Origin of the sequence: Cellulomonas sp. ES6, assembly GCF_030053835.1 — a bacterium.
In the GTDB taxonomy this organism is placed as follows: Bacteria; Actinomycetota; Actinomycetes; order Actinomycetales; family Cellulomonadaceae; genus Cellulomonas.
In genome coordinates this window covers 3,940,811-3,967,158 of record NZ_CP125655.1, presented here as the reverse complement: position 1 = coordinate 3,967,158, position 26,348 = coordinate 3,940,811, and the positions used below count along the sequence as shown (strand labels likewise).

Sequence of the window (26,348 nt, the reverse complement as noted above, 5' to 3'; positions counted from 1 at the left end):
GGCGCCATGAGCCCCCTCACCTCCGCGACGTCCGACGTGTCCGTGCGCCCCGCGATCCCAGGCGACGAGACCGCGATCGCCGCGGTGCAGCTCGCGGCCTGGCGCGCGACGCACGCCGAGACGCTGGGCGCCGAGGTGCTGGACGCGGTCGACCCGGCGCGTCTCGCGGCGCAGTGGCAGACGGCGATCGCGAGCCCTCCGGGGCGCGGGTACCGCGTGCTCGTGGCGATGCACGGGCCGCGGCTCGTGGGCTTCGCGTCCGTCGCCCCGGTGGTCGCGCCGCCGGACTCCGGTGACGACACCCCCGGCGGCGAGATCCTCGCGCTCGAGGTGGAGCCGTCCGAGCGGCGCCAGGGTCACGGCTCGCGGCTGCTCGCCGCGGTCGTGGACCTGCTGCGGGACGAGGACCGCGCGACGTCCGTCCAGACCTGGGTGATCCAGGGCGACGCCGCCCGGGAGCAGTTCCTGGGCTCCGCGGGTCTCGGCGACGTGGGGGGAATCCGGGTGCTCGGCGAGCAGGACGACCCCCGTGAGATCACCGAGCACCTGTGGGGTGCCGCGATCTGACGGCGCCGGCGCGTGCCGCGGCGCGCGGCTCGACGCACGGCGCGGCTCGCGGCGACGCACCCGCGCCCGCACAGCCTGCTCACCCGCCCGCGCGCCCGTCACCCTCCCGTGGCGCACGGCGGGTGTCCGGGGTGGACGTCCCGGTGAACGGTGCACGAACATGTGCCGTCGTCGCAGGTCGGGGCCTCATGCCGGTCCGCGCGGCGACGATCGTGCAGGCGTGGCCCCTCCCCCGACGCTCGCCGCCTGGCGGCGGGTCGACCGTGGTCGTGCGCTCGCCGACCTCGCGTCCGAGCCCGTGGTCGTCTCGCCGACCGATCCCTGCGAGGCCGTCGACGTCGGCTTCCGCACCCGCTGGACCGTGTCGTCCGTGCTGGTGGCGCCCCGTGAGCCGGGCGGACCGTACGGCATGGTGGCGCGCAAGGACTTCCTGACGACGATGACGGGCCGCTACGGCTTCGGCCGGTCGCTGTGGGGGCGCCGGCCGGTCGCGGAGGTCGCCCGCTGGGACGCCCCGCGGGTACCGGTGTCCGCGTCGCTCACGGAGGCCGCCGAGCGGCTCGCCCAGGGCGACGGCTACTCCGACATGGTGGTGCACGGCCCGGACGGCGAGCCCGTGGGCGTGCTCGACCCGACGACGCTGATGGAGGCGCTGGCCGCGGAGCTCGCGCACGAGGCGTCCCACGACCACCTGACCGGTGTGCCGTCGCGCGCCTGGTTCGTCGACGGCCTGCGGGACCTCTGCGGCCGGGCGCGCCGCGGCGAGGGGGCCGTGGTGCTCGCCTTCGTCGACCTGGACCGGCTGAAGGAGGTCAACGACTCCCTGGGCCACGCGGCCGGTGACGCCCTGCTCCACTCGGTGGCCGGCAGGCTCGCGGCGGCCGCGCTGCCGGGGGACGTCGTCGGACGTCTCGGGGGCGACGAGTTCGCGCTCGCCCGGTTGCTGGAGCCGCAGACCGCCGCCGCGCCGTGGCGGGCGTCGGCGCTCGGGCTGGGCGAGGTGCTGCGGGCGACGCTCGCCGCGAGCGACCCCGCGCTGCCCGCCGCTGCGCACTCGCGGGCGAGCGTCGGGCTGGCCGTCGGCGCCGGGCCGCTCGTGGACAGCGACCGGCTTCTGCGGGAGGCGGACCTGGCGATGTACGGGGCGAAGAAGGCCGGCGGGGACCGCGTGCGGCTCGCGGGCGCCGACCTCGGGACCGTGGCGGCACGGGTCCCGAGCCAGGGACGATGCCCGGACGGCGACCGGGGGCGCGCGGTCGGCGCCTCGGTGCGGCACGGGCTCGAGGTCCACTACCAGCCCATCGCCCGGACGGCGGACGGCGTCGCCCGCGAGGTCGAGGCCCTGCTGCGCTCCCGCGACGACGACGGCGCGCTCGGCGGCCCCGCGGAGCCCCTCGCCCGGGCCGCCGGCGCGGGTCGCGCCCTGGACCTCGACCTGTGGGTGCTGGCGGAGGCGTGCCGCGACCTGGCGGGGTGGCGGACGGCGCTCGGCGACCGGGCGCCGCAGACGGTCAACGTCAACCTGTCCCCCGCGGCCCTGGACGAGCCCGGGCTCGCCGACCGCGTGCTCCGGGTGCTCGCGGAGACCGGCACGGCGCCGGGTGCGGTGCGGCTCGAGCTCTCGGAGGCCGCGACCGACGCCCAGCTGGTCCGCGCGCAGCCGGCGCTGCGGGAGCTGCGCGCGGCGGGGGTGCCGATCGCGCTGGATGACCTCGGCGGCGCGCTCGGCGCCCTGCGCCAGGTCACCCGCCTGCCGGTGGACGCGGTGAAGATCGACCGCGAGGTCGTCGCGCACATGCTGGACGACCCCGTGGACGCGCTGATCGTGGAGCTCGTGCACCGGCTGGCGACCGACCGCGGGCTCGCGGTCGTCGCCGAGGGCGTCGAGACCGCCGAGCAGGTGGAGGCGCTGCGCGCCGCGGGCGTGCCCCTGATGCAGGGCTTCCACGTCGCACGCCCGATGCCGCCGGACGCGCTCGCGGCCTACCTCGCGCGCTGAGCGCCCCGCCGGCAGCGCCCGCACCGCCGGTCGAGCCTTGGCGAGCCCTCCGCACGTGACCGGCGGACGCCAGCCTCAGCCGAGGCCGCGCGGCTCCCCGGTCCGCCCGCGGTGCAGCCGCGAGGCGTGCCGGAGCGCGGCGCGGGCACGCCGGCGGTCCCCCGCCGCGTCGTACGCGAACGCGAGCCGGTACCACGGCCCCCAGTCGCCGGCGGCTGCTGACTCCGCCTCGGCGCGCGCCAGCTCGAACGCCTCCGTGGCGGCCACCCGGTCGATGCGGCCGCCGGGGCTGCGCGGCAGCTCGTCGACCGGCAGCTCGCCGCGCGCCGCGAGCGTGTCGGCCATGCGCTGGACGTCGACGGCGAGCAGCCACTCCCGCGCCACGAGGACGAGCACGAGCAGCGGGAGCACCGCGAACGCGACCCCCAGCCCGACGCCCACCGGCTCGCCGGTACGCACGAGCGCGACGGCGCGTCCGGCGACGAGCCACACGTACAGGGCCAGCAGGGCGGTCAGCGCGAGCGCCGCGACCAGCGCGGTCCGGTTCCGCCGGGGCGGACCGTCCGCGCCGCCGCCCGCAGCCGCGCCGTCCCGCGCGTCCGCGTCCTCCACCCGGTCGTCCTCCACGGTCACAGGTCCAGGTAGTGCTCGAGCCCGACCGTGAGCCCCGGCCGGGACCCGACGGTCCGGACGGCGTGCAGCACGCCCGGCATGAACGACACCCGGTCGAACGAGTCGTGGCGGATCGTGAGCTGCTCCCCGGCGTTGCCGAGCAGGATCTCCTCGTGCGCGACGAGGCCGCGCAGCCGGACCGCGTGCACCCGCACGCCGTCGACGTCCGCCCCGCGCGCCCCGTCGAGCGCCGCCGTCGTCGCGTCCGGGACCGGCCCGAGGCCCGCCTGGCGCCGGGCGCGGGCGACGGCCTCGGCGGTGTGCCGGGCCGTCCCGGACGGCGCGTCGACCTTGTCGGGGTGGTGCAGCTCGACGACCTCCACGGACTCGAACCACCGGGCCGCCTGCGCCGCGAACGTCATGGCGAGCACCGCGCCGAGCGCGAAGTTCGGGGCGACCAGCACCCCGACGCCGGGCTGCTCGGCGAGGTCGGACTCGACCCGGGCGAGCGACTCGGGCGACCAGCCCGTCGTGCCGACCACGGCGTGCACGCCCTGGCGGACCAGCGCGCGCACGTTGCCCTCGGTCGCGGCGGGCACCGTGAAGTCCACCGCGACGCGGGCACCAGCGTCCGCGACGCGGCCGACGTCGTCACCGTGGCCGAGCGCGGCCACGAGCTCCAGGCCCGGGGCGGCCTCCACGGCCGCGACGACCGTGCGGCCCATGCGCCCGGAGGCACCCAGCACGGCGACGGGGATCGGCTCGGTGTCACGGGTTCCGGTCACGGGACGCCACCCTAGACGGTCGCCAGGACCTCCTCCATGCCGCGCACGGAGCGCCGCAGGTCCAGCGGGCTGAGCCCGGTGAACCGCTCGACCTCGCGCTGCGGGTAGCCCGCGTCGGCGTAGCTGCGCAGCACCTCCACGACGCGCCGGGCGTCCCCGCGGTCGTCGACGCCGAGCTCGCGCACCGCGCAGGACATCCGCACGCCTGCGAGGAACGCGGCCGGCGTGAGGCCGACGCGCTCGGCGAAGAGGGCGTGCAGCGACGCCAGCGACCGGTCGACGGCGCGGGCGAGGTCGATGGAGCGGACGAGTCCGCGCTCCTCGTCGGCGAGGCGGACGACGCGGTCCAGGTCGGCGCGCTCGCCCGCCGGCACGGGGCGACGCACGGCAGCCACGAGCAGGTCCTCCAGCGCACGCGCGGCGGCCTGCTCGTCGGCCCCGTCACCCAGGCGCCCGGCCAGCTCGGCGGGCTCGAGGCCCAGGACGGCGGCCAGGCCGCGGTGGTCGTCCACCAGCAGCCCGCCGTCGGGGGCGAGCGCGGACAGCGCCCACGGGGCGAGCCGGGCCCCGACCTCGTACGACGGCGCCGCCGGGTCGGCGGCGAGCACGACCTGGGGCGCGGTGCGGGGTCCGCGCAGCACCGACCCGATGACCTCGGCGTCCCGGGTCAGCGGGTCGATCCAGCGCACGGGGCCGCCGAGCCGCACCACCGCGGCCGGTCGCCCGTCCGGCAGGGCGACGCGCGGCGGCGCGCCGTGGGGGCCGCGCGCCACCCAGAGCGCCTCGACGAGCCCCGAGGGTCCCGGGGCGACGGACACGGAGCGGCGGGCGGACGTGACGGCGACCATGCGCCCATGATCGCCCCGGGACGGCGCCAGGGGAACGGGACCTCGGACCCGGTGCGTCCCCGGGACGCGCGACGGGCCCGGCACCGCGTGGTGCCGGGCCCGTCGCGAGGGCCGTCAGTCGCCGAACGGGCCGACCCGCACCACGGAGCGCGGGCGCGACGCGAGGTCCGCGGCCAGCTCCTGCACGTCCGCGGCCGTGACGGCGCGCACGCGGTCGAGCGACTCCTGCGTCGACAGCAGCTCCCCGTGCACCAGCTCGGACTTCCCGAGCCGGCTCATGCGCGACCCCGAGTCCTCGAGACCGAGCACCAGGCTGCCGGACAGCTGGCCCACCGAGCGCCGCAGCTCGGCGTCGGTGATGCCCCCGTCCGCGAGCCGCTCCAGCTCGGCCACCAGCAGGTCGGTCACCTCGTCGACGCGCCCGGGGGTGCATCCGGCGTAGAGCCCGAAGACGCCGGTGTCGGCGTGCCCGGAGGCGAACGAGTAGGTGGAGTACGCCAGGCCCCGCTTCTCGCGGATCTCCTGGAACAGCCGCGACGACATGCCGCCGCCGAGCACCGCGTTCAGCACGGACAGCGTGAAGCGTCGCGGGTCGGTCGCCGTGAGGCCGGTGCCGCCGACGATGACGTTCGCCTGCTCGGTGGCGCGGCGCACCGTGACCCGGGACGGGCCGGCGGTGACGGGCTGCGCCTCGGCGGAGCCCCGGCGGGCGGCGGGAGCCTCGCCGTCGGCGAGCGGCCAGCCGCCGTCGTGCAGGGCGCGCACGACCTGGGCGGCGAGCGCGTCGTGGTCGACGTTGCCGGCCGCGGTGACGACCAGGGTCGCCGGGCGGTAGTGCTGCCGGTAGTGCGCCCACACGGCGTCGCGCGGGACGGCGCGGATGGTGTCCGGCGTGCCGCCGATCGGGCGCCCGAGGGGGTGGTCGCCGAGCACGACGGTGGCGAAGCGCTCGTGGACGACGTCGCTCGGGTCGTCGTCGTTCATGGCGAGCTCCTCGAGGATCACGCCGCGCTCGGTCTCGAGCTCGTCGCGGTCCAGGCGGGCGGACGTCACCATGTCGGCGATGACGTCGACCGCCATCGGGAGGTCCTCGTCGAGCACCCGGGCGTAGTAGCACGTGTGCTCCTTGCCCGTGGCGGCGTTCGCCTCGCCGCCGACCTCGTCGAACGCCTCGGCGATGTCCATCGCCGTGCGCCGCGCCGTGCCCTTGAACAGCAGGTGCTCGAGGAAGTGCGTCGACCCGTGGTGGCCGTCGGACTCGTCGCGCGAGCCGACGCCCACCCACGCCCCCACGGACGCGGAACGCATCCCGGGGACGTGCTCGGTGAGCAGACGCACCCCGCCGGGCAGGACGGAGCGACGGAGCTCGCCGTCGCCCGCCTGCCCGGCGGTCAGGTCGCTGCCCGGCTGCCCGGGTGCGACCAGGGGGAGGTGCAGGGGCACGTCAGGCGTCGGCCGGCTCGGCCGCAGCGGAGTCGGCACCCTCGGCGGGCGCCTCGTCCTCGACCACGGCGTGGAGCGACAGCTTGCCGCGCGGGTCGATCTCGCCGATCTCGACCTGGACCTTCTGGCCCACGCCGAGGACGTCCTCGACCTTCTCGACGCGCTTGCCGCCCACCAGGCGACGGATCTGCGAGATGTGCAGCAGGCCGTCCTTGCCCGGGGAGAGCGAGATGAACGCGCCGAAGGTGGTCGTCTTGACGACCGTGCCCACGAAGCGCTCGCCGATCTCCGGCATGTGCGGGTTCGCGATCGCGTTGATCGCGGCCCGCGCCGCCTCGGCCGAGGGGCCGTCGGTCGCGCCGATGTAGACGGTGCCGTCGTCCTCGATGGAGATGTCCGCGCCGGTCTCCTCCTGGATCTGGTTGATCATCTTGCCCTTCGGGCCGATGACCTCGCCGATCTTGTCGACCGGCACCTTCACCGTGATGACGCGCGGGGCGTTCGGGGACATCTCGTCGGGGACGTCGATGGCCTCGTTCAGCACGTCGAGGATCGCGAGGCGCGCCTCCTTGGCCTGGGTCAGCGCGTCGGCCAGCACGGAGGCGGGGATGCCGTCGAGCTTGGTGTCGAGCTGGATGGCCGTGACGAACTCGCGGGTGCCGGCGACCTTGAAGTCCATGTCGCCGAACGCGTCCTCGGCGCCCAGGATGTCGGTCAGCGCCGCGTAGCGGGTCTGGCCGTCGACCGTGTCGGACACCAGGCCCATGGCGATGCCGGCGACGGGCGCACGCAGCGGCACACCCGCGTTCAGCAGCGACAGGGTCGAGGCGCAGACCGAGCCCATCGACGTCGAGCCGTTGGAGCCCAGCGCCTCGGAGACCTGGCGGATCGCGTAGGGGAACTCCTCGCGCGACGGCAGCACCGGCAGGATCGCCCGCTCGGCGAGCGCGCCGTGGCCGATCTCGCGCCGCTTCGGCGAGCCCACGCGGCCCGTCTCACCGGTCGAGTACGGCGGGAAGTTGTAGTTGTGCATGTAGCGCTTGCGCGTCTCGGGCGACAGCGAGTCGATCTGCTGCTCCATCCGGAGCATGTTCAGCGTGGTGACACCCATGATCTGGGTCTCGCCGCGCTCGAACAGCGCCGAGCCGTGCACGCGGGGCAGGACCTCGACCTCGGCGGACAGCGTGCGGATGTCCCGCAGGCCGCGGCCGTCGATGCGGAAGCCGTCGGTGAGGATGCGCTGGCGGATGACCTTCTTGGTCACGGAGCGGACCGCGGCGGACAGCTCCTTCTCGCGACCCTCGAACGAGGCGGCCAGGGCGTCGAGCGTCTCGGCCTTGATCTCGTCCAGGCGGCCCTCGCGGGTCTGCTTGTCGGCGATCTGCATGGCCTCGCGGATCTTGCCCTCCGCGGCGCCCTCGACGGCCTCGTACGCGTCCGGCTGGTAGTCCGGGAACGTCGGGAACTCGCGGGTCTCCTTGGAGGCCTGCGCGGCGAGCTCCTGCTGCGCCACGACGAGCGAGCGGATGAACGGCTTCGCGGCCTCGAGGCCCTCGGCCACGACGGCCTCGGTCGGGGCGACGCCGCCGGCGTCCTTGATGAGGTTCCAGGACTTCTCAGGCGCCTCGGCCTCGATCATCGCGATCGCGACGTCGTCGCCGACCACGCGGCCCGCGACGACGATCTCGAACGTCGCGCGCTCCCGCTCGCTGTACCGCGGGAACGCGACCCACTGGCCGTCGATCAGCGCGATGCGCACGGCGCCGACCGGGCCGGAGAACGGCAGGCCGGAGATCTGGGTGGAGATGGACGCGGCGTTGATCGCGAGCACGTCGTACGCGTCGTCCGGGTGGATCGCCAGGACGGTGACGACGACCTGGACCTCGTTGCGCAGGCCCTTGACGAACAGGGGGCGCAGCGGGCGGTCGATCAGGCGGCAGGCCAGGATCGCGTCCGTCGAGGGGCGACCCTCGCGACGGAAGAACGAGCCGGGGATCTTGCCGGCGGCGTACTGCCGCTCCTCGACGTCCACCGTCAGGGGGAAGAAGTCGAACTGGTCCTTGGGGTGCTTGCCGGCCGTCGTGGCGGACAGCAGGGCCGTCTCGCCGTCGAGGTAGGCCATCGCGGAGCCGGCGGCCTGCTTGGCCAGGCGGCCGGTCTCGAAGCGGACGGTGCGGGTGCCGAAGCGGCCGTTGTCGATCACGGCCTTGGCGAACTGGATCTCGGGACCCTCCACGGGTGCCCTCCTTCGTCTCGAAGGCGCCGGACCGGTCACGGCGGTCTTCGATCGAGGGACCCGGACACGCGTTCCGGGAACCACTACCGAGGACCGGACGCGTCGACCGGCACCCGTCGTTGCTGGTGTCTTGCTGGGTGGGACGTGCGCGCCGGGCCCGGGGGCCCGACGCAGGACCAGCCCGGACCCTGGACGGGGTCCGGGCTGGTCAGGCGGTCAACGGCGCAGGCCGAGCCGCTGGATCAGGCTGCGGTAGCGGTCGATGTCGACCTTCTGCAGGTAGCCCTGGAGGCGACGACGCTGGCCGACCAGCAGCAGCAGCCCACGACGGCTGTGGTGGTCGTGCTTGTGCGTCTTGAGGTGCTCGTTCAGGTCGTTGATGCGCTGCGTCAGCAGGGCGATCTGGACCTCCGGCGAGCCGGTGTCACCCTCGTGGGTGGCGTACTCGGCCATGATGGACTTCTTGGTGGCGCTGTCGAGGGGCACGACTCTCCTGGATTGTCTCGTTGCGCGGTGCTCCGGGGCAGGTCCACCCGGGCGCTCTCGGTCCGCGGCCGTTCTGACGGCTGTGCGAGTCTATCAGCCGGCGGCGCCGGCGAGCACGCCCCGGACGCCCTCGACGTCCTGGTGCATGCGCGCGACCAGCGCGTCCACGGAGTCGAAGCGCAGCGTCGGCCGCAGCCGCTCGACGAACTCGACCACCACCTGCTCGCCGTACAGGTCGAGGTCCGTGCGGTCCAGCACGTAGGCCTCGACGCTGCGCCGCGCGCCGTCGAACGTCGGGTTGGTGCCGACCGACACCGCGGCGGGCAGCACCGCGTCGGGCGACCCCGGCGCCACCGCGGGCCGGCGCAGCCAGCCGGCGTACACGCCGTCCGCGGGGACCATCCCGTCGGAGTCCGGGTCCAGGTTGGCGGTGGGGAACCCGAGCTCGCGGCCCCGCTTCGCGCCGTGCACCACCGTGCCGCGCATCCGGTGCGGACGCCCGAGCACGCGCGCCGCCTGCCGGACGTCGCCGGCCTCGAGCAGCTCGCGCACCCAGGTGGAGGACCAGCGGCGGTGCAGCGGGTCGGCCAGGGCGTCCGCGAGCTCCTCGGCCTCGGTGCCGTCCGGGACGACGTCCTCGATCACCTCGACGCCGAACCCGTACCGCTCCCCCAGCTCCACCATCGTCGCCAGGTCGCCGGCGTTGCCGCGCCCGAACCGCACGTCGCGCCCGACGACCACCGTGCGGGCGTGCAGCCCGTCCACGAGGTACCGGCGCACGAACTCCTCGGCGGTCTGCTGGGCGAACTCCAGCGTGTACGTCAGCAGCAGCACCGCGTCCAGGCCGGTCTGGCCGAGCAGCTCCAGGCGGTCCTCGTCGCCCGTGAGCAGCGGCGGGGCGGTCTCGGGGCGGTGGACCTGCTGCGGGTGCGGCGTGAACGTCACGGCGACGGACCGGGCACCCGCGGCGCGCGCGTCCGCGACCATGCGGGTGAGGACGCCGACGTGCCCGCGGTGGACGCCGTCGAAGTTGCCGATCGTCACCACCGACGGCCCGAAGCCCGCGGGGACCTGCGCCAGGTCCGTCCAGCGCTGCACACGCACTCCCGTCCGTCAGCGCCTCACGGCGCATGTCGAGGGCGCCGGCGGTCGCGGCGCGGGGACAAGCCTGCCACGGCGCGACGGGTGCCCCGCGCGCGTCGGGTTGCCCAGCGCCCGATGAGACGCCCTGCGCCCGACGGGTGCCCCGTGCTCGCGGCGCTACGCTCGGCCGGCCGGTGCACGACGCGCCCCACGACCCCCGGAGGTCAGGATGGTCACCCTGCACACCACGCTCGTCGCGACGGGCGGCACCACCACGGGCATCGAGGTCCCCGAGGACGTCGTGCTGGGCCTGGGGCGCGGCAAGCGCGTCCCCGTCTCCGTGACGATCGGCGCCCACACGTTCCGCGGCTCCGTCGCCCCGTACTCCGGCGCGTACTGGGTGGGGGTCTCGGCCGCGAACCGCGCCGCCGCGGGGATCGCCGCCGGCGACGACGTGGAGGTGGTGCTCGAGGTGGACGACGCGCCGCGGACGGTCGAGGTGCCCCCGGACCTGGCCGAGGCGCTCGCCGCCGCGGGGCCCGCAGCCGGCGGGGCGTGGGCGGCGCTGTCGTACTCGAAGCAGCGCGCGCACGTGCTGGCGGTCGAGGGCGCGAAGACCGACGCCACGCGCCGGCGCCGGGTCGCCGCGGTGGTCGACTCCCTGGGCTGACCCCCGGGGGGCGGGGCCGTCCCCGCGCGGAGACGTCAGGACGCGGCCGCGAACACCAGCACCGGGCGGGCGTGCGGCCCGCGGTCCTCGAGCAGCGCCGCGAGCTCCCCGTCGGGCGTCACGGCCGCGACCGTCACCCCCGCGCCGGTCCCGGAGGCCGGGACCCGCTGCCCGTACGACAGCGCGCGCGCCTCGTCCGGCGTGAGCTCGCGGACGGGGAACGTCGCGCGGGCGGCGTCGGCCAGGGGCAGCGTGCCGAGCGGGACGTCGGCCGGCCACGCGTCGAGCTGCTCCAGCGTCCGGGCGCCGGCCACGGGGTAGCCGCCGACGCGCGTCCGCCGCAGCGCGGTCAGGTGACCGCCGACGCCGAGCGCGCGGCCGAGGTCGCGGGCCAGGGCCCGGATGTAGGTCCCGGAGGAGCACACCACGGTGACGTCCACGTCGACCGCCGGCACGTCCGCGTCGACGGCGGGCCGCACCGCGTGCACGTCGAACCGGTGGATCGTCACGGGCCGGGCGGCGAGCTCGACGTCCTCCCCGGCGCGGACCCGGGCGTACGCGCGCTGCCCGTCCACCTTGATCGCGCTGACGGCGCTCGGGACCTGCTGGATCGGGCCGGTGAGCGCGGCGACGCCCGCCTCCACGGCGGCTCGCGTCACGCCCGAGGCGTCCGCGCGGGTGAGTGACTCACCCTCCGCGTCGTCCGTCGTGGTCGCGACGCCGAGGCGCACGGTGGCGGTGTACTCCTTGTCGGCGCCCACCACGTAGGTCAGCAGCCGCGTGGCCCGGCCGACGCCCAGCACGAGGACGCCGGTGGCCATGGGGTCGAGCGTCCCCGCGTGCCCGACCTTGCGGGTGCCGGCGAGGCCGCGGACCTTCGCGACGACGTCGTGGCTGGTCCAGCCCTGCGGCTTGTCGACGACGAGCAGGCCGTCCGGGGCGGTGGGGCGGCGGGGACGGTCGGGGCGGCGCTGCTCGCGCGCGGGGCTCATGCGCGCTCCCCCGCCGCGGCACCGGCGGCCGGCACCTCCCCGGCGGCCGCGGCCACCACCTCGGGGGCGAAGCAGCGCAGCAGGGCGTCGAGGCCGGGGTCCTCGCCGGCGTGCGCGAAGCCGTCCGAGCTGAGCAGCACGTTGATGAGCATGCCGTCGGCCACGAACCGGCGGGCGGTCTCGTCGGGGTCGGGGACGTCGGCCTCGACGCGCGCCCGGAACAGCCGGAAGACCTCGCCGAGGGTGTGCCGCGCGAGGTGGCCGACCTCGGCGTCGCCCGACGTGAAGCCGTGCATGAGCACGCGGAGCAGGTCGCGGTCGGCCATGAGCTCCATGTACGCGCGCCCGGTGCGCTCGACGGCGTCCGGGCCCGGGGCGACCGCGGCCATCGCCTCCACGACGCGGCCGGTGGTGTACCGGTAGAGCTCGAGGAACAGGCGCTGCTTGGAGCCGAACAGCCGCACGACGTACGGCTGCGACACGCCCGCGGCCCGCGCGACCTGGTCGGTGGTGGTCCCGGCGTAGCCGCCCTCGGCGAACACGGTCATCGCGGCGGCGAGGATCTGCTCGCGTCGCTGCTCCCCCGACATCCGTGGCGGGCGGCTCGCACGCATCGCGCTGTCCATGCTTGACAGGTTATCAGTCGATAACTAGCGTCGCGGTCGTCTGAAGTAATCAGCCGATGCTTACAGGAGCTCCGATGTCGACGCAGATCCGCACCCCCGCCCCGGGAGGCGCCGTCGGCGGGACCGCCGGCCGTCCCGGCGCCCCCCGGCCCGAGCCGGCTCGCCCGCGGACCCCCCGGGCCGTGCCCGTGGCCCTGGCGCTGCTCGCGGCGTCCCTGCCGATGTTCATGGCGACCCTCGACAACCTCGTGGTCACCAGCGCGCTGCCCGTGCTCCAGGCCGAGCTCGGCGCGTCCCTCACCGACCTGCAGTGGGTCGTCAACGCGTACACGCTCGCGTTCGCGACGCTGATGATCGCCGCCGCGACGCTCGGTGACCGCTGGGGACGGCGCCGGACGTTCCTCGGCGGCATCGCCGTGTTCACGCTCGGGTCGGTCGCCGCCGCCCTGGCCGGGTCCCCCGGGGCGCTCGTCGCGGCCCGCGCGCTCCAGGGCGTCGGGGCCGCCGCGGTCATGCCGCTGTCGCTCGCGCTGCTCGCCGCCGCCGTGCCCGCGTCGCGCCGCGCCATGGCGATCGGCGTCTGGGGCGGCGTCTCCGGCCTCGGCGTCGCCCTCGGCCCCGTGGTCGGCGGCGCGGTGGTCGAGGGCATCTCCTGGCAGGCGATGTTCTGGATCAACGTCCCCGTGGCGCTCGTCGCGGTCCCGCTGGTGCTCCGGGCCCTGCCCGAGCAGCGCGGCCGCGCCCAGCGGCTCGACGTCCTGGGCCTGCTCCTCGCGGCCGCCGGCGTGCTGGGCGTGGTGTGGGGCGTCGTGCACGGCAACGACGACGGCTGGACGGCGCCCGGCGTGCTCGGGCCGATCGTCGGCGGCGTGCTCGCGCTCGGCGTGTTCCTGCGTCACGAGTCGCGCACGCCGCACGCCCTCGTCCCGCTGCGCCTGTTCCGGTCGCGCAGCTTCTCGGTGGCCAACGCCTCCGGGTTCGCGTTCTCGCTCGGCGCGTTCGGCGCGGTGTTCCTGCTCGCCCAGTACCTCCAGGTCGTCCAGGGCTACTCGCCGCTGGAGGCCGGTCTGCGCACCCTGCCCTGGACGGCGGCCCCGATGGTGGTCGCCCCGCTCGCCGGGATCCTCGCGCCGCGCGTGGGCGTCCGGGTGCTGCTGACCGCGGGCCTCACCGCGCAGGCCGCCGGGCTCGCGTGGCTGGCGCTGGCCGCGGAGGGCAGCGGGTACGCGGCGCTCGTCCCGGGGCTCGTGCTCGCCGGGACCGGGATGGGGCTGACGTTCGCGCCCAGCGCCACGGCGGTGCTCGCCGACATGGCCCCCGACGACCACGGCACGGCCTCCTCCGCCAACTCGACGCTGCGCGAGGTGGGCGTGGCGCTCGGCGTCGCCGTGCTGACCGCTGTGTTCACGGCCGCCGGCGGCACGATCACGCCCGACGGGTTCGACGCCGGGCTGCGGCCGGCGGTGCTGACGGGGGCCGCGGTGATCGCGGTGGCCGCCGTGGCCTCGCTGGCGATGCCGCGCGGCACGGGCCGCACCGCGCCCTGAACCGCCCGTCCCCGGAGCAGCCGCGGCGGAGCCGGGAGCGCGTCCGGGGCTGACGCGGGGCCGCAGATGCGGCGAGGTCGTCAGTACGGCACGAGGTCGTCACCTGGGAGTGACGACCTCGTCCCGTACTGACGACCTCGTGCCCTGCGGGCCTGGACCAGGGGTCAGCGCGCCGCGTCGTCCTCGTCCTCGTCCGCCGGGCGGCGGTACGGGTCCTCGTCGCCGGCGTAGCGCGCGCCCTGCGCGAGCTGCGACACCTCGGCGTCACGCCGGGCGGCCTCGAGCAGCGCGGCGTCCAGGTGGGCCGCCGTCTCCGGGACGGCGTCCAGGTGGAACTCCAGCGTCGGCGTGAGCCGCACACCGGTCTGCTTGCCGACCTCCGAGCGGATCAGGCCCTTGGCGCTCTCCAGCGCCTTGGCCGTGCCCTCGCGGGCCTCCTCGTCGCCCAGCACCGTGTAGAACACGCTCGCGTGCTGCAGGTCGCCGGTCACGCGCACGTCGGTCACGGTGACGAAGCCCAGGCGCGGGTCCTTCACGCGGGTGTCGAGCATCTGCGCGACGATCTGCTGGATGCGGTCCGCCAGCTTGCGGGCACGGGGGTGGTCCACCATGTCGAACTCCTCTCAGCGCCCGCGTCGCGGGCGGACGACCGCGGGTCTGCCCCCACGCTCGGCGCGTGGGGGCAGACCCGCAAGCGGGACCGGTCAGGAACGCGGCTTCTCGCGCAGCTCCCAGGTCTCGATGACGTCACCCTCGGCGATGTCGTTGTACGACCCGAGGCCGATACCGCACTCGTAGCCCTCGCGGACCTCGGTGGCGTCGTCCTTGAACCGCTTGAGCGACTCGATGGTGAGGTTGTCACCGATGACGTTGCCGTTCCGGAGCACCCGCGCCTTGGAGTTGCGGCGGATCTCCCCGGACCGGACGATCGACCCGGCGATGTTGCCGAACTTGGAGGAGCGGAACACCTCGCGCACCTCGGCGGTACCGAGCTGCACCTCCTCGTACTCCGGCTTGAGCATGCCCTTGAGGGCAGCCTCGACGTCGTCGATCGCCTGGTAGATGACCGAGTAGAACCGGACGTCCACGCCCTCGCGCTCGGCGAGCTCCTCCACCCGCTCCGCGTACTTGACGTTGAAGCCGATGATGATTGCGTTGTCGACCGTCGCGAGGTTGACGTCGTTCTGCGTGATCGCACCGACACCGCGGTGGATGACCCGCAGGTCGACCTCGTCGCCCACGTCGATCTTGAGCAGCGCGTCCTCCAGCGCCTCGACGGCACCGGACACGTCGCCCTTGAGGACCAGGTTGAGGGTCTCGACCTTGCCCTGCTGGAGCGCCTGCGTGAAGTCCTCGAGGCTGATGCGCTTGCGGCGCTTGGCCAGGAGGGCGGCACGCTCGGCGGCCTCGCGCTTCTCGGCGATCTGCCGCGCGGTCCGCTCGTCCGGCGCCACCAGGAAGGTGTCGCCGGCGCTCGGCACCGACGCCAGGCCGAGGACCAGCACCGGACGGGCCGGGCCCGCCTCGGTGACGTTGTCCCCGTGCTCGTCGAACATCGCCCGGACGCGGCCGTGGGCCGTACCCGCGACGATCGCGTCGCCGACGTGCAGCGTGCCGGACTGGACCAGGACGGTCGCGACGGCGCCGCGGCCCTTGTCGAGGTTCGCCTCGATGGCGACACCACGGGCGTCCTTGTCGGGGTTGGCCCGCAGGTCGAGCGCGGCGTCCGCGGTCAGCAGCACGGCCTCGAGCAGGTCGTCGATGCCCATCCGCTGCTTGGCGGAGACGTCGACGAACATGGTGTCGCCGCCGTACTCCTCGGCCACCAGGTTGTACTCGGTGAGCTGCTGGCGGATCTTGGCGGGGTTGGCCCCCTCCTTGTCCACCTTGTTGACCGCGACCACGATCGGCACGTTCGCCGCCTGGGCGTGGTTGAGCGCCTCGATGGTCTGGGGCATCACGCCGTCGTCCGCCGCGACCACGAGGATCGCGATGTCCGTCACCTGGGCACCGCGGGCACGCATGGCGGTGAACGCCTCGTGACCCGGGGTGTCGATGAACGTGATGGCCCGGTCCTGGCCCTCGTGCTCCGTGCGGACCTGGTAGGCACCGATGTGCTGCGTGATGCCGCCGGCCTCGCCCGCGACGACGTCCGTGGACCGGATGGCGTCGAGGAGCTTGGTCTTCCCGTGGTCGACGTGACCCATGACCGTGACGACGGGCGGCCGGGGCATGAGGTCCTCGTCGGACTCCCCCTCGAGCTCGGCGTCCAGGTCGATGTCGAAGGCCCCGAGCAGCTCGCGGTCCTCCTCCTCGGCCGAGACCATCTCCACGACGTAGCCGAGCTCGGTGGCCAGCGTGCCGAAGGTGTCCTCGTCCAGGGACTGGGTCGCGGTCGCCATCTCACCGAGGTGGAACAGCACCGTGACCAGCGAGGCCGGGTTGGCGTCGATCTTGTCGGCGAAGTCGTTCAGCGACGAGCCGTGGCGCAGGCGGATGACGGTCGAGCCGTTCCCGCGGGGCACCTGCACGCCGCCGAGCGACGGCGCCTGCATCTGCTCGAACTCCTGGCGCTTCGCCCGCTTCGACTTCCGCCCGCGGACGGGACGGCCGCCGGCGCGCCCGAAGGCACCCTGCGTCGAGCCGCGGCCGCCGGCACCGGGGCGGCCACCGCCACCACCGGGACGACCGCCGAAGCCACCGCCGCCACCGGGACGGCCACCGCCGCCGCCGTAGCCGCCGCCACCACCGGGACGACCACCGCCGCCACCGCCCGCGCGGGCGGGACGGTCACCGGGTCGGCCGACGCCGCTGGTGCTGCGGCCCGGCATCATGCCGGGGTTCGGACGCGGGCCGCCGGGGCGCGGAGCCGCGGGACGCGGCCCACCCGGGCGGTCGCCGGCACCCGCGGACGCCGCCGGCGCCTCGGAGCGGCGCTCACCGGGACGCGGCATGCCCTGCGAGGGCGCGAACGGGTTGTTGCCCGGACGCGGACCACCGGGACGCGGGCCGCCGGAGCGCGGCATGCCCTGCGAGGGCGCGAACGGGTTGTTGCCCGGACGCGGACCACCGGGACGCGGAGCGCCGCCGGGACGACCGGACCGGCCGTCACCGCCCTCGGCCGGGCGCGACGGCGCCGCGGGACGCGGCGACGGGGCGGCAGGACGCGGTGCGGACGGACGGGCGGCCGGAGCCGCCTGCTCGGCGGGAGCGGCCGGGGCCGCGGGCTCCGCCGGGGCGGACGCGGACGCGGCCGGGGCCTCGGGGGCCGGGCGCCGTGCCGGGCCGGGGGTCGCCGCCGGGGCGGACGCCGCGGGGCGGGCCGCCGGTGCCGGCGAGGGGGCCGGGGCGGACGCCGCGGGGGCGGACGCCGGGGCCGGGCGGGCCGCGGCGGGCTTGGCGCCGCCACCGGCCGGGTAGGTGTCCCGCAGCTTGCGGACCACCGGCGGCTCGATCGTCGAGGACGCCGAGCGCACGAACTCACCGAGCTCGTTCAGCTTGGTCATGAGGGTCTTGCTGTCGACTCCGAGCTCCTTGGCGAGCTCGTAGACGCGGACCTTGGCCACATCTCTCCCTGTCTCGGCCCGCCCAGGACAGGGTGGACCGTCGTTAGTGCTGGGTACTCATCGCTGGGTACTCATCGGTGCGTGCTCATCGGGCAGCCATCGGCTCTTCGACCCGCTTTCCTGTTCGACGGTGCACATGCCACCGGGCAGGCGCCCGGCGGCGACGGTCGTGCCTCACCCCGCCCCGAGGTGCTCCCCGACCGCGGACGTGTCCAGCGGCCCCGCGAGTCGCAGGGCCCGCGGGAACGCACGTCGGCGCTCGGCGAGCTCGAGGCAGTGAGGATCGGGGTGCAGCCACGCCCCCCGGCCCGGCAGCGCGCGACGCACGTCGACGACGAGCACGGTCTCACTCGTGCCCGACGCCGCCGCGACCACGCGCAGCAGAGCCGACCTCGGTCCGGCAGTCCGGCACCCCACGCACGTGCGCACCGGGCCCACGACCACCGGCGCGGCGACGTGCGCTGCGGGGTGTCGGGGGTGGCGCCTGCTCGGCGAGGAGAGCCGGGCGTCCGGCCCAGCCGCGTCCAGTCTAGCGCGCGAGGTCACTCTGCTCGACCGGCGGCACGCGGGGCGGTCCCCGCGGAGCCCTCCGGCGCGCCACCCGCGGCCTCGCCGGGCGCCGCCCCGGCCTCGGCCGGCTCCTGCGCGTCGGACCGGATGTCGATCCGCCACCCGGTGAGCTTCGCCGCCAGCCGCGCGTTCTGGCCCTCCTTGCCGATCGCCAGCGAGAGCTGGTAGTCCGGCACCACCACACGGGCGGCACGCGCGGCGGGGTCGACGACCGTCACCGACAGCACCCGCGCCGGCGACAGGGCGTTCGCGACCATGCGGGCCGGGTCGTCCGAGTGGTCGACGATGTCGATCTTCTCGCCGTGCAGCTCGGCCATGACGGCGCGCACCCGGGCGCCGAGGGGGCCGATGCACGCACCCTTGGCCCCGAGCCCGGGGACGGTCGAGCGCACCGCCATCTTCGTGCGGTGGCCCGCCTCGCGCGCCAGGGCCGTGATCTCGACGTGGCCGTCGGCGATCTCCGGGACCTCCAGCTCGAACAGCTTGCGCACGAGGTTCGGGTGGGTGCGCGACAGCGTGATCTGCGGGCCCTTCGCGCCGCGGGACACGTCCAGCACCAGCGCGCGGATGCGCTCGCCGTGCACGTACTGCTCCGTGGGCACCTGCTCGTGCGCGGGCAGCACGGCCTCCGTGCCGCCGACGTCGACGAGCACCACGCGCGGGTCACGGCCCTGCTGGATGACGCCGCCGAGGACCTCACCCTCCTTGCCGCGGAACTGCCCGAGCACCTGGTCGTCCTCGGCGTCGCGCAGCCGCTGGACGATCACCTGGCGGGCCGTGGCCGTCGCGATGCGCCCGAACCCGGCCGGCGTGTGGTCGAACTCCGGGCCGGTCACCGTCGTGGTCGGCGGCACGGCCGTCGCGGCGGCGTCGGCGTCCACGTCGGAGGCGTCGGGCGCGGGCACCACCGTGCGCTCGCGCGCCCACACCGTCACGTGCCCGGACCGGCGGTCCAGCTCGACGCGGGCGTCCGGGTAGGCGTCCGGCGTCCGGTGGTAGGCCGAGAGCAGCGCCTGCTCGATGGCCGAGACCAGCACGTCCAGGCTGATGTCGCGCTCGCGCTCGATGAGCCGCAGCGCCTGCATGTCGATGTCCACGTCAGTCCTCCCGGCCCGTCGGCCCGTCCGCCGCGCCGTCGCCGGCGCCGTCCTCGCCGCGCCCGCCGTCCTTGACGAGCTCGACCTCCACCCGGCCCTCGCGCACCCGCTCGAGCGGGACCCGCACCGGGTCGCCGACCTTCGCGGGCCGGCCCTTGACGCCGGGGGTCACGGGGGTCACGACCACCGCGTCCCCCTCGGCACCGCCGGCGTCGACGACGTCCACGAGCCGCCCGGCGAGCACGGTGCCGTCGGCCAGCCCGAGGACGACCAGGCGGCCGATCGCCCGGACGTAGTGCCGGCGTGCGGTGAGCGGGGCGTCGGCCCCGCGGGTCGACACCTCGAGGGTGTACCGGTCCGGCAGGCCGTCGAGAGCGTCGAGCGCCTCGGACACGGTGCGGGACACCGCGGCGACGCCGTCCAGGTCGACGGCCTCCTCGGCGTCCTCCACCGCGTCGACCACGACGCGCACCACCGGGCGGCCGGCGTCGCGCGCGAGCTCGACGTCCTCCAGCCACAGCCCGGCGGCGGCCACCACCGGCTCGATGGTCTCCCGGATGCGCTGCGCGCTGACGGGCGCGGGCATGTTGACCTCCTGTGTCGGTCCTCGGCGGGGTGCGGCCTCGTCGCGCGCACGCCGACACCGGGGACGTCGACGCTGTGTGGTTGTCGGTCCTGCACGGTGGAGCGGCGCGCGGCGGACCGCGTGCTGCGACCAGCGTACTGACTCCGGGGCGCGGCACCCTCCCGACCGGGCCCGCGGCCGGTGCGACGTGCGCGACACCGGCCCCGGCGGGACCTCGGGTCCGGCCGCGCGGCGGGCCACCGTGGCAGGATCGCCCGCGATGCCTCGCACCGCCCCGCACCGCCCGACGCGCCCCGCCCCGCGCTCCGTGCCGCGCCCCGCACCCGCCCGGTCCCGGCGCGCCCGCGCCCTCGCCGGCGTGCTGGTGCTCGGCACCGCCGCGGTGCTGTCGGGCTGCGGCCTGCGCCTCGAGACCGACCCGCCCGCCGAGCCCGTGCCCGACGCCGCGGAGCAGGTCCGGCGGGACGCCGTCGACGACGCCCTCGCCCTCGCCGCCGCGGCCGACGCCGCCGCCCCCGGGGCCGACGAGGGCGTCGCCGCGGTCCTGGGTCTGGTCTCCTCGACCGCCGCGGACCAGGTCGTCGCGCTCGGCGGGGTGTACGAGTCGGGGCTTCCGGACCCGGAGGACGGGACGCCGTCCCCCACGCCCACCGCCACCGACCCCGCGCCCGGGCCCGCGGACGTCCTGGCGCTGCTCGGCGACGCCGCCTCCGGTGCGCGCGCCGGGGCGAGGGCGGCCGAGGACCCCGGCACGGCCCGGCTGCTCGCCGCCGTCGCCGCGTCCCGCGCCCAGCTCACGGACCGGCTCGCGGCCTCGCTCGGCACCGAGGCGCCGGCGGTCGACGCGGAGCCGGAGAGCGGGTTCACGACCGGAGGGGACGCGGACGGGTCCGGCTCGGGCGACGGGTCGGCCGCGCTGCCGTCGCCGTCCGCCTCCGCCGGCGGGTCGGCCTCCCCGGAGCCCGCCGCGACGGGCCCCGCCGACGCCCTCGGGGCGGACCTGGACCGGGCCGACGCCCTCGCCCTGGTGCTCGCCGAGGACCAGGCCGGGTACGGCTTCGAGGTCGCCGCCGCCCGGCTCGCCGACGACGCGCGTACCCGTGCGCGGTCCGCCGCCGCCGCGCACCGCGCCGCCGCGACCGCCTGGGCCGAGGCCGTCGGCGTGGCCGGCACCGCGGAGGACCCCCGCCGGGTCGCCTACGAGCTGGACGGCGACGTGTCGACGACGGAGGCCGTGCGGACCTTCGCCGCGGGGCTGCTGACGGACCTGGCCGCCGTGCACGCGGACGCGGTGCTGGGCACGGACCCGTCGACGGCCGACCGCACCGCCACGGTCGACGGCCTGCGGACCTCGTCGGTCGAGGCGCTGGCCTGGGGTGCGACGCCCACCGCCCTCCCGGGCCTGCCGCCCGCGAGCCCGAGCCCGACCCCGACGCCCACGCCGACCGCGGGCTGACCCGGCCGAGCCCTCCCGCGCGGCCTCACCCGCGCGAGCCCTCCCGCGCGCCCGGTCCCGCTCCCCCCGCGCGTCCAGGTTGCAGTCGTCGCGGGGTTCGGCGGCGTGAACCCCGCAAGGACTGCAACCTCGACGGGGTCGGGGCGGCCGGGGTCGGGGCGGCCGGGGTCAGCGGGCGAGGAGCGCGTCCACGAGCTCCGCGACGCGGTCCGCGGCGTCCGCGACCGGCACCTGCTCCGCCTGCGGGCCGTCAGGGGTCGCGACGCGGGGCCGCACCTCCACGACGCCGTCCGCGAGGCCGCGTCCGACCACGACGGTCAGCGGCACGCCCAGCAGCTCGGCGTCGGCGAACTTCACGCCCGGAGAGACCTTGGGCCGGTCGTCGTACAGCACCTCGATGCCGCGCGAGTCGAGCGTGCGGGCCAGCGACTCCGCGGCCTCGAACACCGTGGCGTCCTTGCCGGTCGCGACGACGTGCACCAGCGCGGGCGCCACCTGGGCCGGCCACGCGAGGCCGCGGTCGTCGTGGTTGGCCTCCGCCAGCGCGGCGAGGACGCGGCTGACCCCGATGCCGTAGGAGCCCATCGTGACGACCTGCGACTTGCCGTTCTGGTCGAGCACGGTCAGCCCGAGCGCCTGGGCGTACTTGCGGCCCAGCGCGAAGATGTGGCCGATCTCGATGCCGCGCGCGAGCTCCAGCGGCCCGGACCCGTCCGGGGCGGGGTCACCGGCGCGGACCTCGGCGGCCTCGACGGTGCCGTCGGCCGTGAAGTCCCGCCCGGCGACCAGGTCGAAGACGTGGCGGCCCTGCTCGTTCGCGCCGGTGATCCACCGGGTGCCGGGCACGACGCGCGGGTCGAGCAGGTAGCGCACGGCGGTGCGGCCCTCGGCGTCGGCGTCCAGCCCCTCGCGGTTCGGGCCGAGCACGGCCGGGCCGATGTAGCCCTTGACGAGCTCGGGGTGCGCGGCGAAGTCGGCCTCGACCGCCGGCTCGACCTCGGCCGGCGCGACCGCGGCGTCCAGGCGCTTGAGGTCGACCTCGCGGTCCCCGGGGAGCCCGACGACCAGGAGCTCGCGCTCCCCGGTCGGGTGGGCCAGCGCCAGGACCACGTTCTTCAGCGTGTCCGCCCCGGTCCACGGCCGGTCCGGGCGGGGGAAGCGGGCGTTCGCGAGGGCGACGAGCGAGTCGATCGTCGGGGTGTCGGGGGTGTCCTCGACGTGGGCTGCGGGCGCGTCGTCCCACGGCACGGCGTCGGGCACGACGGTCGTGACGGCCTCGACGTTCGCCGCGTAGCCCCCGGGGGACCGCACGAAGGTGTCCTCGCCGATCGCCGTCGGGGTGAGGAACTCCTCGGAGCGGGAGCCGCCCATCGCGCCCGACGTCGCGGCCACGGCCACGTACTCCAGGCCGAGGCGCGTGAAGATCCGCTCGTACGCGTCGCGCTGCGCCTGGTAGGACGCCTCGAGCCCGGCGTCGTCGACGTCGAAGGAGTACGCGTCCTTCATGACGAACTCGCGCCCGCGGATCAGCCCGGCGCGCGGGCGGGCCTCGTCGCGGTACTTCGTCTGGATCTGGAAGAGCGTGAGCGGCAGGTCCTTGTACGAGGAGTACAGGTCCTTGACCAGGAGCGTGAACATCTCCTCGTGGGTGGGCGCCAGCAGGTAGTCGGCCTCGCGGCGGTCCTTCAGGCGGAAGATGTTCGGCCCGTACTCCGCCCAGCGTCCCGTCGCCTCGTACGGCTCCTTCGGCAGCAGCGCCGGGAAGTGCACCTCCTGCGCGCCGGCCGCGGCCATCTCCTCGCGCACGACCTGCTCGACCTTGCCGAGCACCCGCAGCCCCAGCGGCAGCCACGTGTAGATGCCGGGGGCGGCGCGGCGGATGTAGCCCGCGCGGACGAGCAGCCGGTGGCTGGCCACCTCCGCGTCGGCCGGGTCCTCGCGCAGGGTGCGGACGAAGAGCGTGGAGAGGCGAAGCAGCATGGGCCGCAGCCTAGTGGGAGCGGCAGGTGTCGGACGTCTGGGCCACCATGGGGTCATGCCGGAGCTGCCCGAGGTCGAGTCGCTGGCCGCGTTCCTGCGCGAGCGCGCCGTCGGGCGCACCGTCGCGGGCGTCGAGGTGGGGGCGATCAGCGCGCTGAAGACGTTCCGCCCCGCCCCGCAGGACCTCGCGGGCGGCGAGGTCGTCTCCGCGGGGCGCCACGGCAAGTGGCTGGACCTCGGGGTCCGCCCGCCCGCCGGCGGGGACGCGCTGCACCTGGTCTTCCACCTGGCCCGGGCGGGGTGGCTGCGCTGGTCCGAGCCGCTCCCGGCGACGCCGGTCCGCCCCGGGCGCTCGCCGCTCGCGCTGCGGGTGCGGCTGGACGACGGCTCCGGGTTCGACCTCACGGAGGCCGGCACCCGCAAGCGGCTCGCCGTGTACGTGGTGACCGACCCGGCCGACGTCCCGCAGGTCGCCACGCTCGGGGTGGAGCCGCTGTCGCCGGAGTTCACCCCGCAGCGGCTCGCGGAGCTCATGGCCGCCCGCAACCAGCAGGTCAAGGGCCTGCTGCGCGACCAGGGGACGATCGCCGGCATCGGCAACGCCTACTCCGACGAGATCCTGCTGGTGGCACGCACCAGCCCGTTCGCGCTGACGCGGTCGTTCGACGCCGAGCGGGTCGCGCGGCTGCACGCCGCCACCGTCGGGGTGCTGCGGGAGGCCGTCGCGACGTCCGCGGGCCGGCCGGCCGCCGAGCTGAAGGACGCCAAGCGCCGGGGCATGCGCGTGCACGGGCGCACGGGCCTGCCCTGCCCCGGCTGGGACGGGGTGCCGTGCGGGGACACGGTGCACGAGGTGTCGTTCGCGGACTCCTCGCTGCAGTACTGCCCGACGTGCCAGACCGGCGGCACGCCGCTGGCCGACCGGCGGATGTCCCGGCTGCTGCGCTGAGCGGTCCGGCGGCGCGGACGGGGCGCGAGGACCGGCGGCGAGCGGCTGCGCGCACCGGCCGCACCGGCCTTCACGGCTCGCGCACAGGATCCTGCCGCAGGCTGCACCTCGCGACCCACCGGTCCGCGCGCGACCTCCCTAGCCTCGGAGGATGACCGCTGCCAGCCGCCGGACCGCCCGGCACACCCGTGCCGTCGCCCGGTCCGTCCGCCACGCCCGGCCGCCCCGCGCCCGCGGGAGGGTCGCCCGGGTCGCCGGGGTGACCGCGGCGGCGGTCGCGCTCTCGGGCGCCTCGGGCGCCGCCGCGCTGTACGCCTCGGTGGACGCGGGGATCGAGCACGCGGACGTCGACCAGTTCCTCGCGGACGACCGGCCCGTCGAGGAGCCGCCGCCCGTCGACGGGTACGCCGGCCGGCCGCTGAACATCCTCGTCATGGGCACCGACAGCCGCGACGGCGAGAACGCGGCGCTGGCCGGCGAGGTCGAGGGCATGCGGTCGGACACGACGATCCTCGTGCACCTGTCCGCCGACCGGACGCGGGTCGACATGGTGTCGGTGCCCCGGGACTCGCTCGTCCGCATCCCGGCCTGCACGCTCGAGGACGGCAGCACGAGCAGCCCGCGCGAGTCCGCGATGTTCAACGACGCGTTCATGATCGGCGCGGGCAGCACCGGCAACCTCGCGGCGGCCGCGGCCTGCACCCGGCGCACGTTCGAGGAGAACTCGGGCGTCCGCACCGACGAGAGCATCGTCGTGAAGATGGACGGCGTCCGCGACGTCGTCGACGCCCTCGGCGGCGTCCCGATGGACCTGCCGGAGGCGATGGACTCCCCCAAGGCCGGCCTGCACGTGCCCGCGGGGCCGCAGACGTTCGACGGCACCACGACCCTCGCCTTCCTCCGGGCCCGCACGGGCTCCGGCAACGGGCTGGAGCTGGGCTCCGACCTGGCGCGCATCGAGCGGCAGCAGCAGCTCATCGACGCCCTCGCCGCCCAGGTCCAGTCCACCGACCTGCTCACCGACCCGGGCACGCTCATGCCGGTGCTGACCGCGGTGAGCCGGTCGCTGTCCGTGAGCGACGGGCTCGGCCTGCGGTCGCTCGCCGGCATCGCGCTGACGCTCCGCGACGTCGACCCGGCGACGCTGACGCCGGTGACCGTGCCCGTCGCGGAGGCGCCGACGGACCGCGACCGCGTGGTGTGGACGTCGCAGGCCGACGACATCTGGCAGCGGCTGAACGCGGACCAGCCGCTGCCGGGCGCGCCGGACGGCACCGACCCGGCGGGCGCGGCGGTCACCGCGACGCCCTGAGCCCGGCCCGTCGACGCCCCGGTCCCTCAGAACAGGACCGTCGCGTACGTGCCGACCTGCCGGAAGCCGACGGCCCGGTACGCCGCCAGGGCCCGCTCGTTGTAGTGGTTCGCGTAGAGGGACACGGTCGGCGCCACCGCCCGGCGGGTCAGCGAGACCACGGCGGCCATGCCGCCCTCGGAGAGCCGCTCGCCGCGCCGCGCCGGGTCGACCCACACGCCCTGCACCTGCGCGACCCCGCCCGCGACGGCGCCGAGCTCGGCCTTGAAGACGACCTGGGGCCCGGTCGCCCCGGGCTCGATCCTCACGAACGACCGGCCCTCGCGGACCAGCGACCGCACGCGCGCCTCGTAGGCGCCGCCGGTGCCGGCGACCGGTGAGTAGCCGACTTCCTCGGTGAACATCCGCACGCACGCCGGCAGCACGAGGTCGTACTCGGAGGGCGTGGAGCGCCGCACCGCCGGGTCGGGGTCGACGTTCGGGGCGTGGTCGATGACCATCGACGGCTGGTCCGACCGGACCTCCCGCACGGCGCCCCACGACGGGGCCAGCCGGTCCCAGAGGCCGAGCACGGCCGCCGCGTCCCCGACGACCGAGGAGCAGCGCCGGCCCTGCGCGCGCCCGAACGCCGCGAAGCCGTCGAGCGCGTCCTCCCGCACGGCCGCGTCCGGGACGACGGGCACGAGGTTCGCGCCCGCCCAGCAGACGGCCGCGAGCCGCCCGCCGAGGTCGTAGCCCCACAGCTGCCCGCCGACGCGCCGCAACCCGTGCAGGGCGGCCTGCTCCAGCCGCGTCGTCGCGAGCACCGCGGCGACCGGGTCCTGCGCGCAGACCGCGAGCGCCGCGGGCACGTCGGCGTCGTCGAGCAGCCGGGGCTCCCCGGCGTGCGCGGGCCCGCCGCCGGCGGCCACGTCCTCCTCGACGCCGCGCACCACGCG

General features: G+C 76.2%; 23 protein-coding genes. 7 read left to right on the top strand and 16 right to left on the bottom strand.

Features of this window, described 5'->3' with window-relative positions:
* Positions 1-6: 6 nt before the first annotated feature.
* Both P9841_RS18310 and P9841_RS18305 read left to right on the top strand, forming a co-directional pair.
* Positions 7-567 (top strand): GNAT family N-acetyltransferase, encoded by a 561-nt coding sequence (locus P9841_RS18310; protein WP_283319993.1) that lies wholly within the window; start codon positions 7-9, stop codon positions 565-567.
* Between the two features lie 220 nt (positions 568-787).
* Entirely contained in the window at positions 788-2,566 is a 1,779-nt protein-coding gene (locus tag P9841_RS18305) for an EAL domain-containing protein (protein ID WP_283319992.1), read from the top strand.
* Between the two features lie 75 nt (positions 2,567-2,641).
* On the opposite strand, the gene P9841_RS18300 is transcribed toward P9841_RS18305, so the two are convergent.
* From P9841_RS18300 to P9841_RS18270, 7 genes are all read right to left on the bottom strand, one after another.
* Positions 2,642-3,100: a hypothetical protein gene (locus P9841_RS18300; protein WP_283322012.1), complete on the bottom strand. Its 459-nt coding sequence runs from the start codon at positions 3,098-3,100 to the stop codon at positions 2,642-2,644.
* 95 nt (positions 3,101-3,195) lie between these two features.
* A complete protein-coding gene (gene dapB, locus P9841_RS18295) occupies positions 3,196-3,963 on the bottom strand; it encodes a 4-hydroxy-tetrahydrodipicolinate reductase (protein ID WP_283319991.1) in 768 nt (255 codons plus the stop codon).
* Positions 3,964-3,974: 11 nt separating this feature from the next.
* Positions 3,975-4,811, bottom strand: a complete 837-nt coding sequence (locus P9841_RS18290; protein WP_283319990.1) for a helix-turn-helix domain-containing protein — start codon at positions 4,809-4,811, stop codon at positions 3,975-3,977.
* A gap of 114 nt (positions 4,812-4,925) precedes the next feature.
* On the bottom strand, positions 4,926-6,254 hold the full coding sequence (locus tag P9841_RS18285; protein WP_283319989.1) for a M16 family metallopeptidase: 1,329 nt from the start codon (positions 6,252-6,254) through the stop codon (positions 4,926-4,928).
* Between the two features lies 1 nt (position 6,255).
* Positions 6,256-8,490 (bottom strand): polyribonucleotide nucleotidyltransferase, encoded by a 2,235-nt coding sequence (locus P9841_RS18280; protein ID WP_283319988.1) that lies wholly within the window; start codon positions 8,488-8,490, stop codon positions 6,256-6,258.
* A gap of 216 nt (positions 8,491-8,706) precedes the next feature.
* The gene (gene rpsO, locus P9841_RS18275) at positions 8,707-8,976 is read right to left on the bottom strand and encodes a 30S ribosomal protein S15 (protein WP_154730160.1); all 270 of its coding nucleotides are present in this window, start codon (positions 8,974-8,976) and stop codon (positions 8,707-8,709) included.
* Positions 8,977-9,069: 93 nt separating this feature from the next.
* Positions 9,070-10,074 (bottom strand): bifunctional riboflavin kinase/FAD synthetase, encoded by a 1,005-nt coding sequence (locus tag P9841_RS18270; protein WP_283319987.1) that lies wholly within the window; start codon positions 10,072-10,074, stop codon positions 9,070-9,072.
* A 214-nt stretch (positions 10,075-10,288) separates the two neighbouring features.
* Here P9841_RS18270 and P9841_RS18265 point away from each other — a divergent pair, with 214 nt between their 5' ends.
* Positions 10,289-10,729: a YdeI/OmpD-associated family protein gene (locus tag P9841_RS18265; protein ID WP_283319986.1), complete on the top strand. Its 441-nt coding sequence runs from the start codon at positions 10,289-10,291 to the stop codon at positions 10,727-10,729.
* A 35-nt stretch (positions 10,730-10,764) separates the two neighbouring features.
* Here the strand turns inward: P9841_RS18265 and truB are convergent, their stop codons facing one another.
* Both truB and P9841_RS18255 read right to left on the bottom strand, forming a co-directional pair.
* On the bottom strand, positions 10,765-11,721 hold the full coding sequence (gene truB, locus P9841_RS18260; protein ID WP_283319985.1) for a tRNA pseudouridine(55) synthase TruB: 957 nt from the start codon (positions 11,719-11,721) through the stop codon (positions 10,765-10,767).
* Positions 11,718-12,347, bottom strand: a complete 630-nt coding sequence (locus P9841_RS18255) for a TetR/AcrR family transcriptional regulator (protein ID WP_283319984.1) — start codon at positions 12,345-12,347, stop codon at positions 11,718-11,720. The genes truB and P9841_RS18255 overlap by 4 nt, the downstream gene beginning before the upstream one ends.
* A 74-nt stretch (positions 12,348-12,421) precedes the next feature.
* Between P9841_RS18255 and P9841_RS18250 the strand changes: the two genes are divergently transcribed.
* Positions 12,422-13,894: an MFS transporter gene (locus P9841_RS18250; RefSeq protein ID WP_283319983.1), complete on the top strand. Its 1,473-nt coding sequence runs from the start codon at positions 12,422-12,424 to the stop codon at positions 13,892-13,894.
* A gap of 164 nt (positions 13,895-14,058) precedes the next feature.
* On the opposite strand, the gene rbfA is transcribed toward P9841_RS18250, so the two are convergent.
* From rbfA to rimP, 5 genes are all read right to left on the bottom strand, one after another.
* Entirely contained in the window at positions 14,059-14,505 is a 447-nt protein-coding gene (gene rbfA, locus P9841_RS18245) for a 30S ribosome-binding factor RbfA (RefSeq protein ID WP_283319982.1), read from the bottom strand.
* A 93-nt stretch (positions 14,506-14,598) separates the two neighbouring features.
* Positions 14,599-17,460, bottom strand: a complete 2,862-nt coding sequence (gene infB, locus P9841_RS18240) for a translation initiation factor IF-2 (RefSeq protein WP_283319981.1) — start codon at positions 17,458-17,460, stop codon at positions 14,599-14,601.
* Positions 17,461-17,634: 174 nt separating this feature from the next.
* Positions 17,635-17,877: a YlxR family protein gene (locus tag P9841_RS18235; protein ID WP_349306913.1), complete on the bottom strand. Its 243-nt coding sequence runs from the start codon at positions 17,875-17,877 to the stop codon at positions 17,635-17,637.
* Between the two features lie 125 nt (positions 17,878-18,002).
* Positions 18,003-19,127, bottom strand: coding sequence for a transcription termination factor NusA (nusA, locus tag P9841_RS18230; RefSeq protein ID WP_283319979.1), 1,125 nt, complete (start codon positions 19,125-19,127; stop codon positions 18,003-18,005).
* A 1-nt stretch (position 19,128) separates the two neighbouring features.
* Positions 19,129-19,713, bottom strand: coding sequence for a ribosome maturation factor RimP (rimP, locus tag P9841_RS18225; protein ID WP_283319978.1), 585 nt, complete (start codon positions 19,711-19,713; stop codon positions 19,129-19,131).
* Between the two features lie 259 nt (positions 19,714-19,972).
* Here rimP and P9841_RS18220 point away from each other — a divergent pair, with 259 nt between their 5' ends.
* Positions 19,973-21,169: a DUF4439 domain-containing protein gene (locus P9841_RS18220; protein WP_283319977.1), complete on the top strand. Its 1,197-nt coding sequence runs from the start codon at positions 19,973-19,975 to the stop codon at positions 21,167-21,169.
* A 168-nt stretch (positions 21,170-21,337) separates the two neighbouring features.
* Here P9841_RS18220 and P9841_RS18215 read toward each other — a convergent pair whose 3' ends face one another.
* Positions 21,338-23,149, bottom strand: a complete 1,812-nt coding sequence (locus P9841_RS18215) for a proline--tRNA ligase (RefSeq protein WP_283319976.1) — start codon at positions 23,147-23,149, stop codon at positions 21,338-21,340.
* Between the two features lie 55 nt (positions 23,150-23,204).
* Here P9841_RS18215 and P9841_RS18210 point away from each other — a divergent pair, with 55 nt between their 5' ends.
* A complete protein-coding gene (locus P9841_RS18210) occupies positions 23,205-24,098 on the top strand; it encodes an Fpg/Nei family DNA glycosylase (protein WP_283319975.1) in 894 nt (297 codons plus the stop codon).
* A 151-nt stretch (positions 24,099-24,249) separates the two neighbouring features.
* On the top strand, positions 24,250-25,410 hold the full coding sequence (locus P9841_RS18205; protein ID WP_283319974.1) for an LCP family protein: 1,161 nt from the start codon (positions 24,250-24,252) through the stop codon (positions 25,408-25,410).
* 26 nt (positions 25,411-25,436) lie between these two features.
* On the opposite strand, the gene P9841_RS18200 is transcribed toward P9841_RS18205, so the two are convergent.
* Positions 25,437-26,342 (bottom strand): GNAT family N-acetyltransferase, encoded by a 906-nt coding sequence (locus P9841_RS18200; protein WP_502848935.1) that lies wholly within the window; start codon positions 26,340-26,342, stop codon positions 25,437-25,439.
* Positions 26,343-26,348: the final 6 nt, after the last annotated feature.

Bases quoted from the DNA above. Each gene is read 5' to 3' on its own strand.
- P9841_RS18250 (WP_283319983.1), top strand. From the start codon at position 12,422: ATGTCGACGCAGATCCGCACCCCCGCCCCGGGAGGCGCCGTCGGCGGG.
- P9841_RS18265 (WP_283319986.1), top strand. From the start codon at position 10,289: ATGGTCACCCTGCACACCACGCTCGTCGCGACGGGCGGCACCACCACG.
- truB (WP_283319985.1), bottom strand. From the start codon at position 11,721: ATGAGCCCCGCGCGCGAGCAGCGCCGCCCCGACCGTCCCCGCCGCCCC.
- P9841_RS18310 (WP_283319993.1), top strand. From the start codon at position 7: ATGAGCCCCCTCACCTCCGCGACGTCCGACGTGTCCGTGCGCCCCGCG.
- P9841_RS18255 (WP_283319984.1), bottom strand. From the start codon at position 12,347: ATGGACAGCGCGATGCGTGCGAGCCGCCCGCCACGGATGTCGGGGGAG.
- P9841_RS18205 (WP_283319974.1), top strand. From the start codon at position 24,250: ATGACCGCTGCCAGCCGCCGGACCGCCCGGCACACCCGTGCCGTCGCC.
- rbfA (WP_283319982.1), bottom strand. From the start codon at position 14,505: ATGGTGGACCACCCCCGTGCCCGCAAGCTGGCGGACCGCATCCAGCAG.
- P9841_RS18210 (WP_283319975.1), top strand. From the start codon at position 23,205: ATGCCGGAGCTGCCCGAGGTCGAGTCGCTGGCCGCGTTCCTGCGCGAG.
- P9841_RS18220 (WP_283319977.1), top strand. From the start codon at position 19,973: ATGCCTCGCACCGCCCCGCACCGCCCGACGCGCCCCGCCCCGCGCTCC.
- P9841_RS18215 (WP_283319976.1), bottom strand. From the start codon at position 23,149: ATGCTGCTTCGCCTCTCCACGCTCTTCGTCCGCACCCTGCGCGAGGAC.
- P9841_RS18290 (WP_283319990.1), bottom strand. From the start codon at position 4,811: ATGGTCGCCGTCACGTCCGCCCGCCGCTCCGTGTCCGTCGCCCCGGGA.
- rimP (WP_283319978.1), bottom strand. From the start codon at position 19,713: ATGCCCGCGCCCGTCAGCGCGCAGCGCATCCGGGAGACCATCGAGCCG.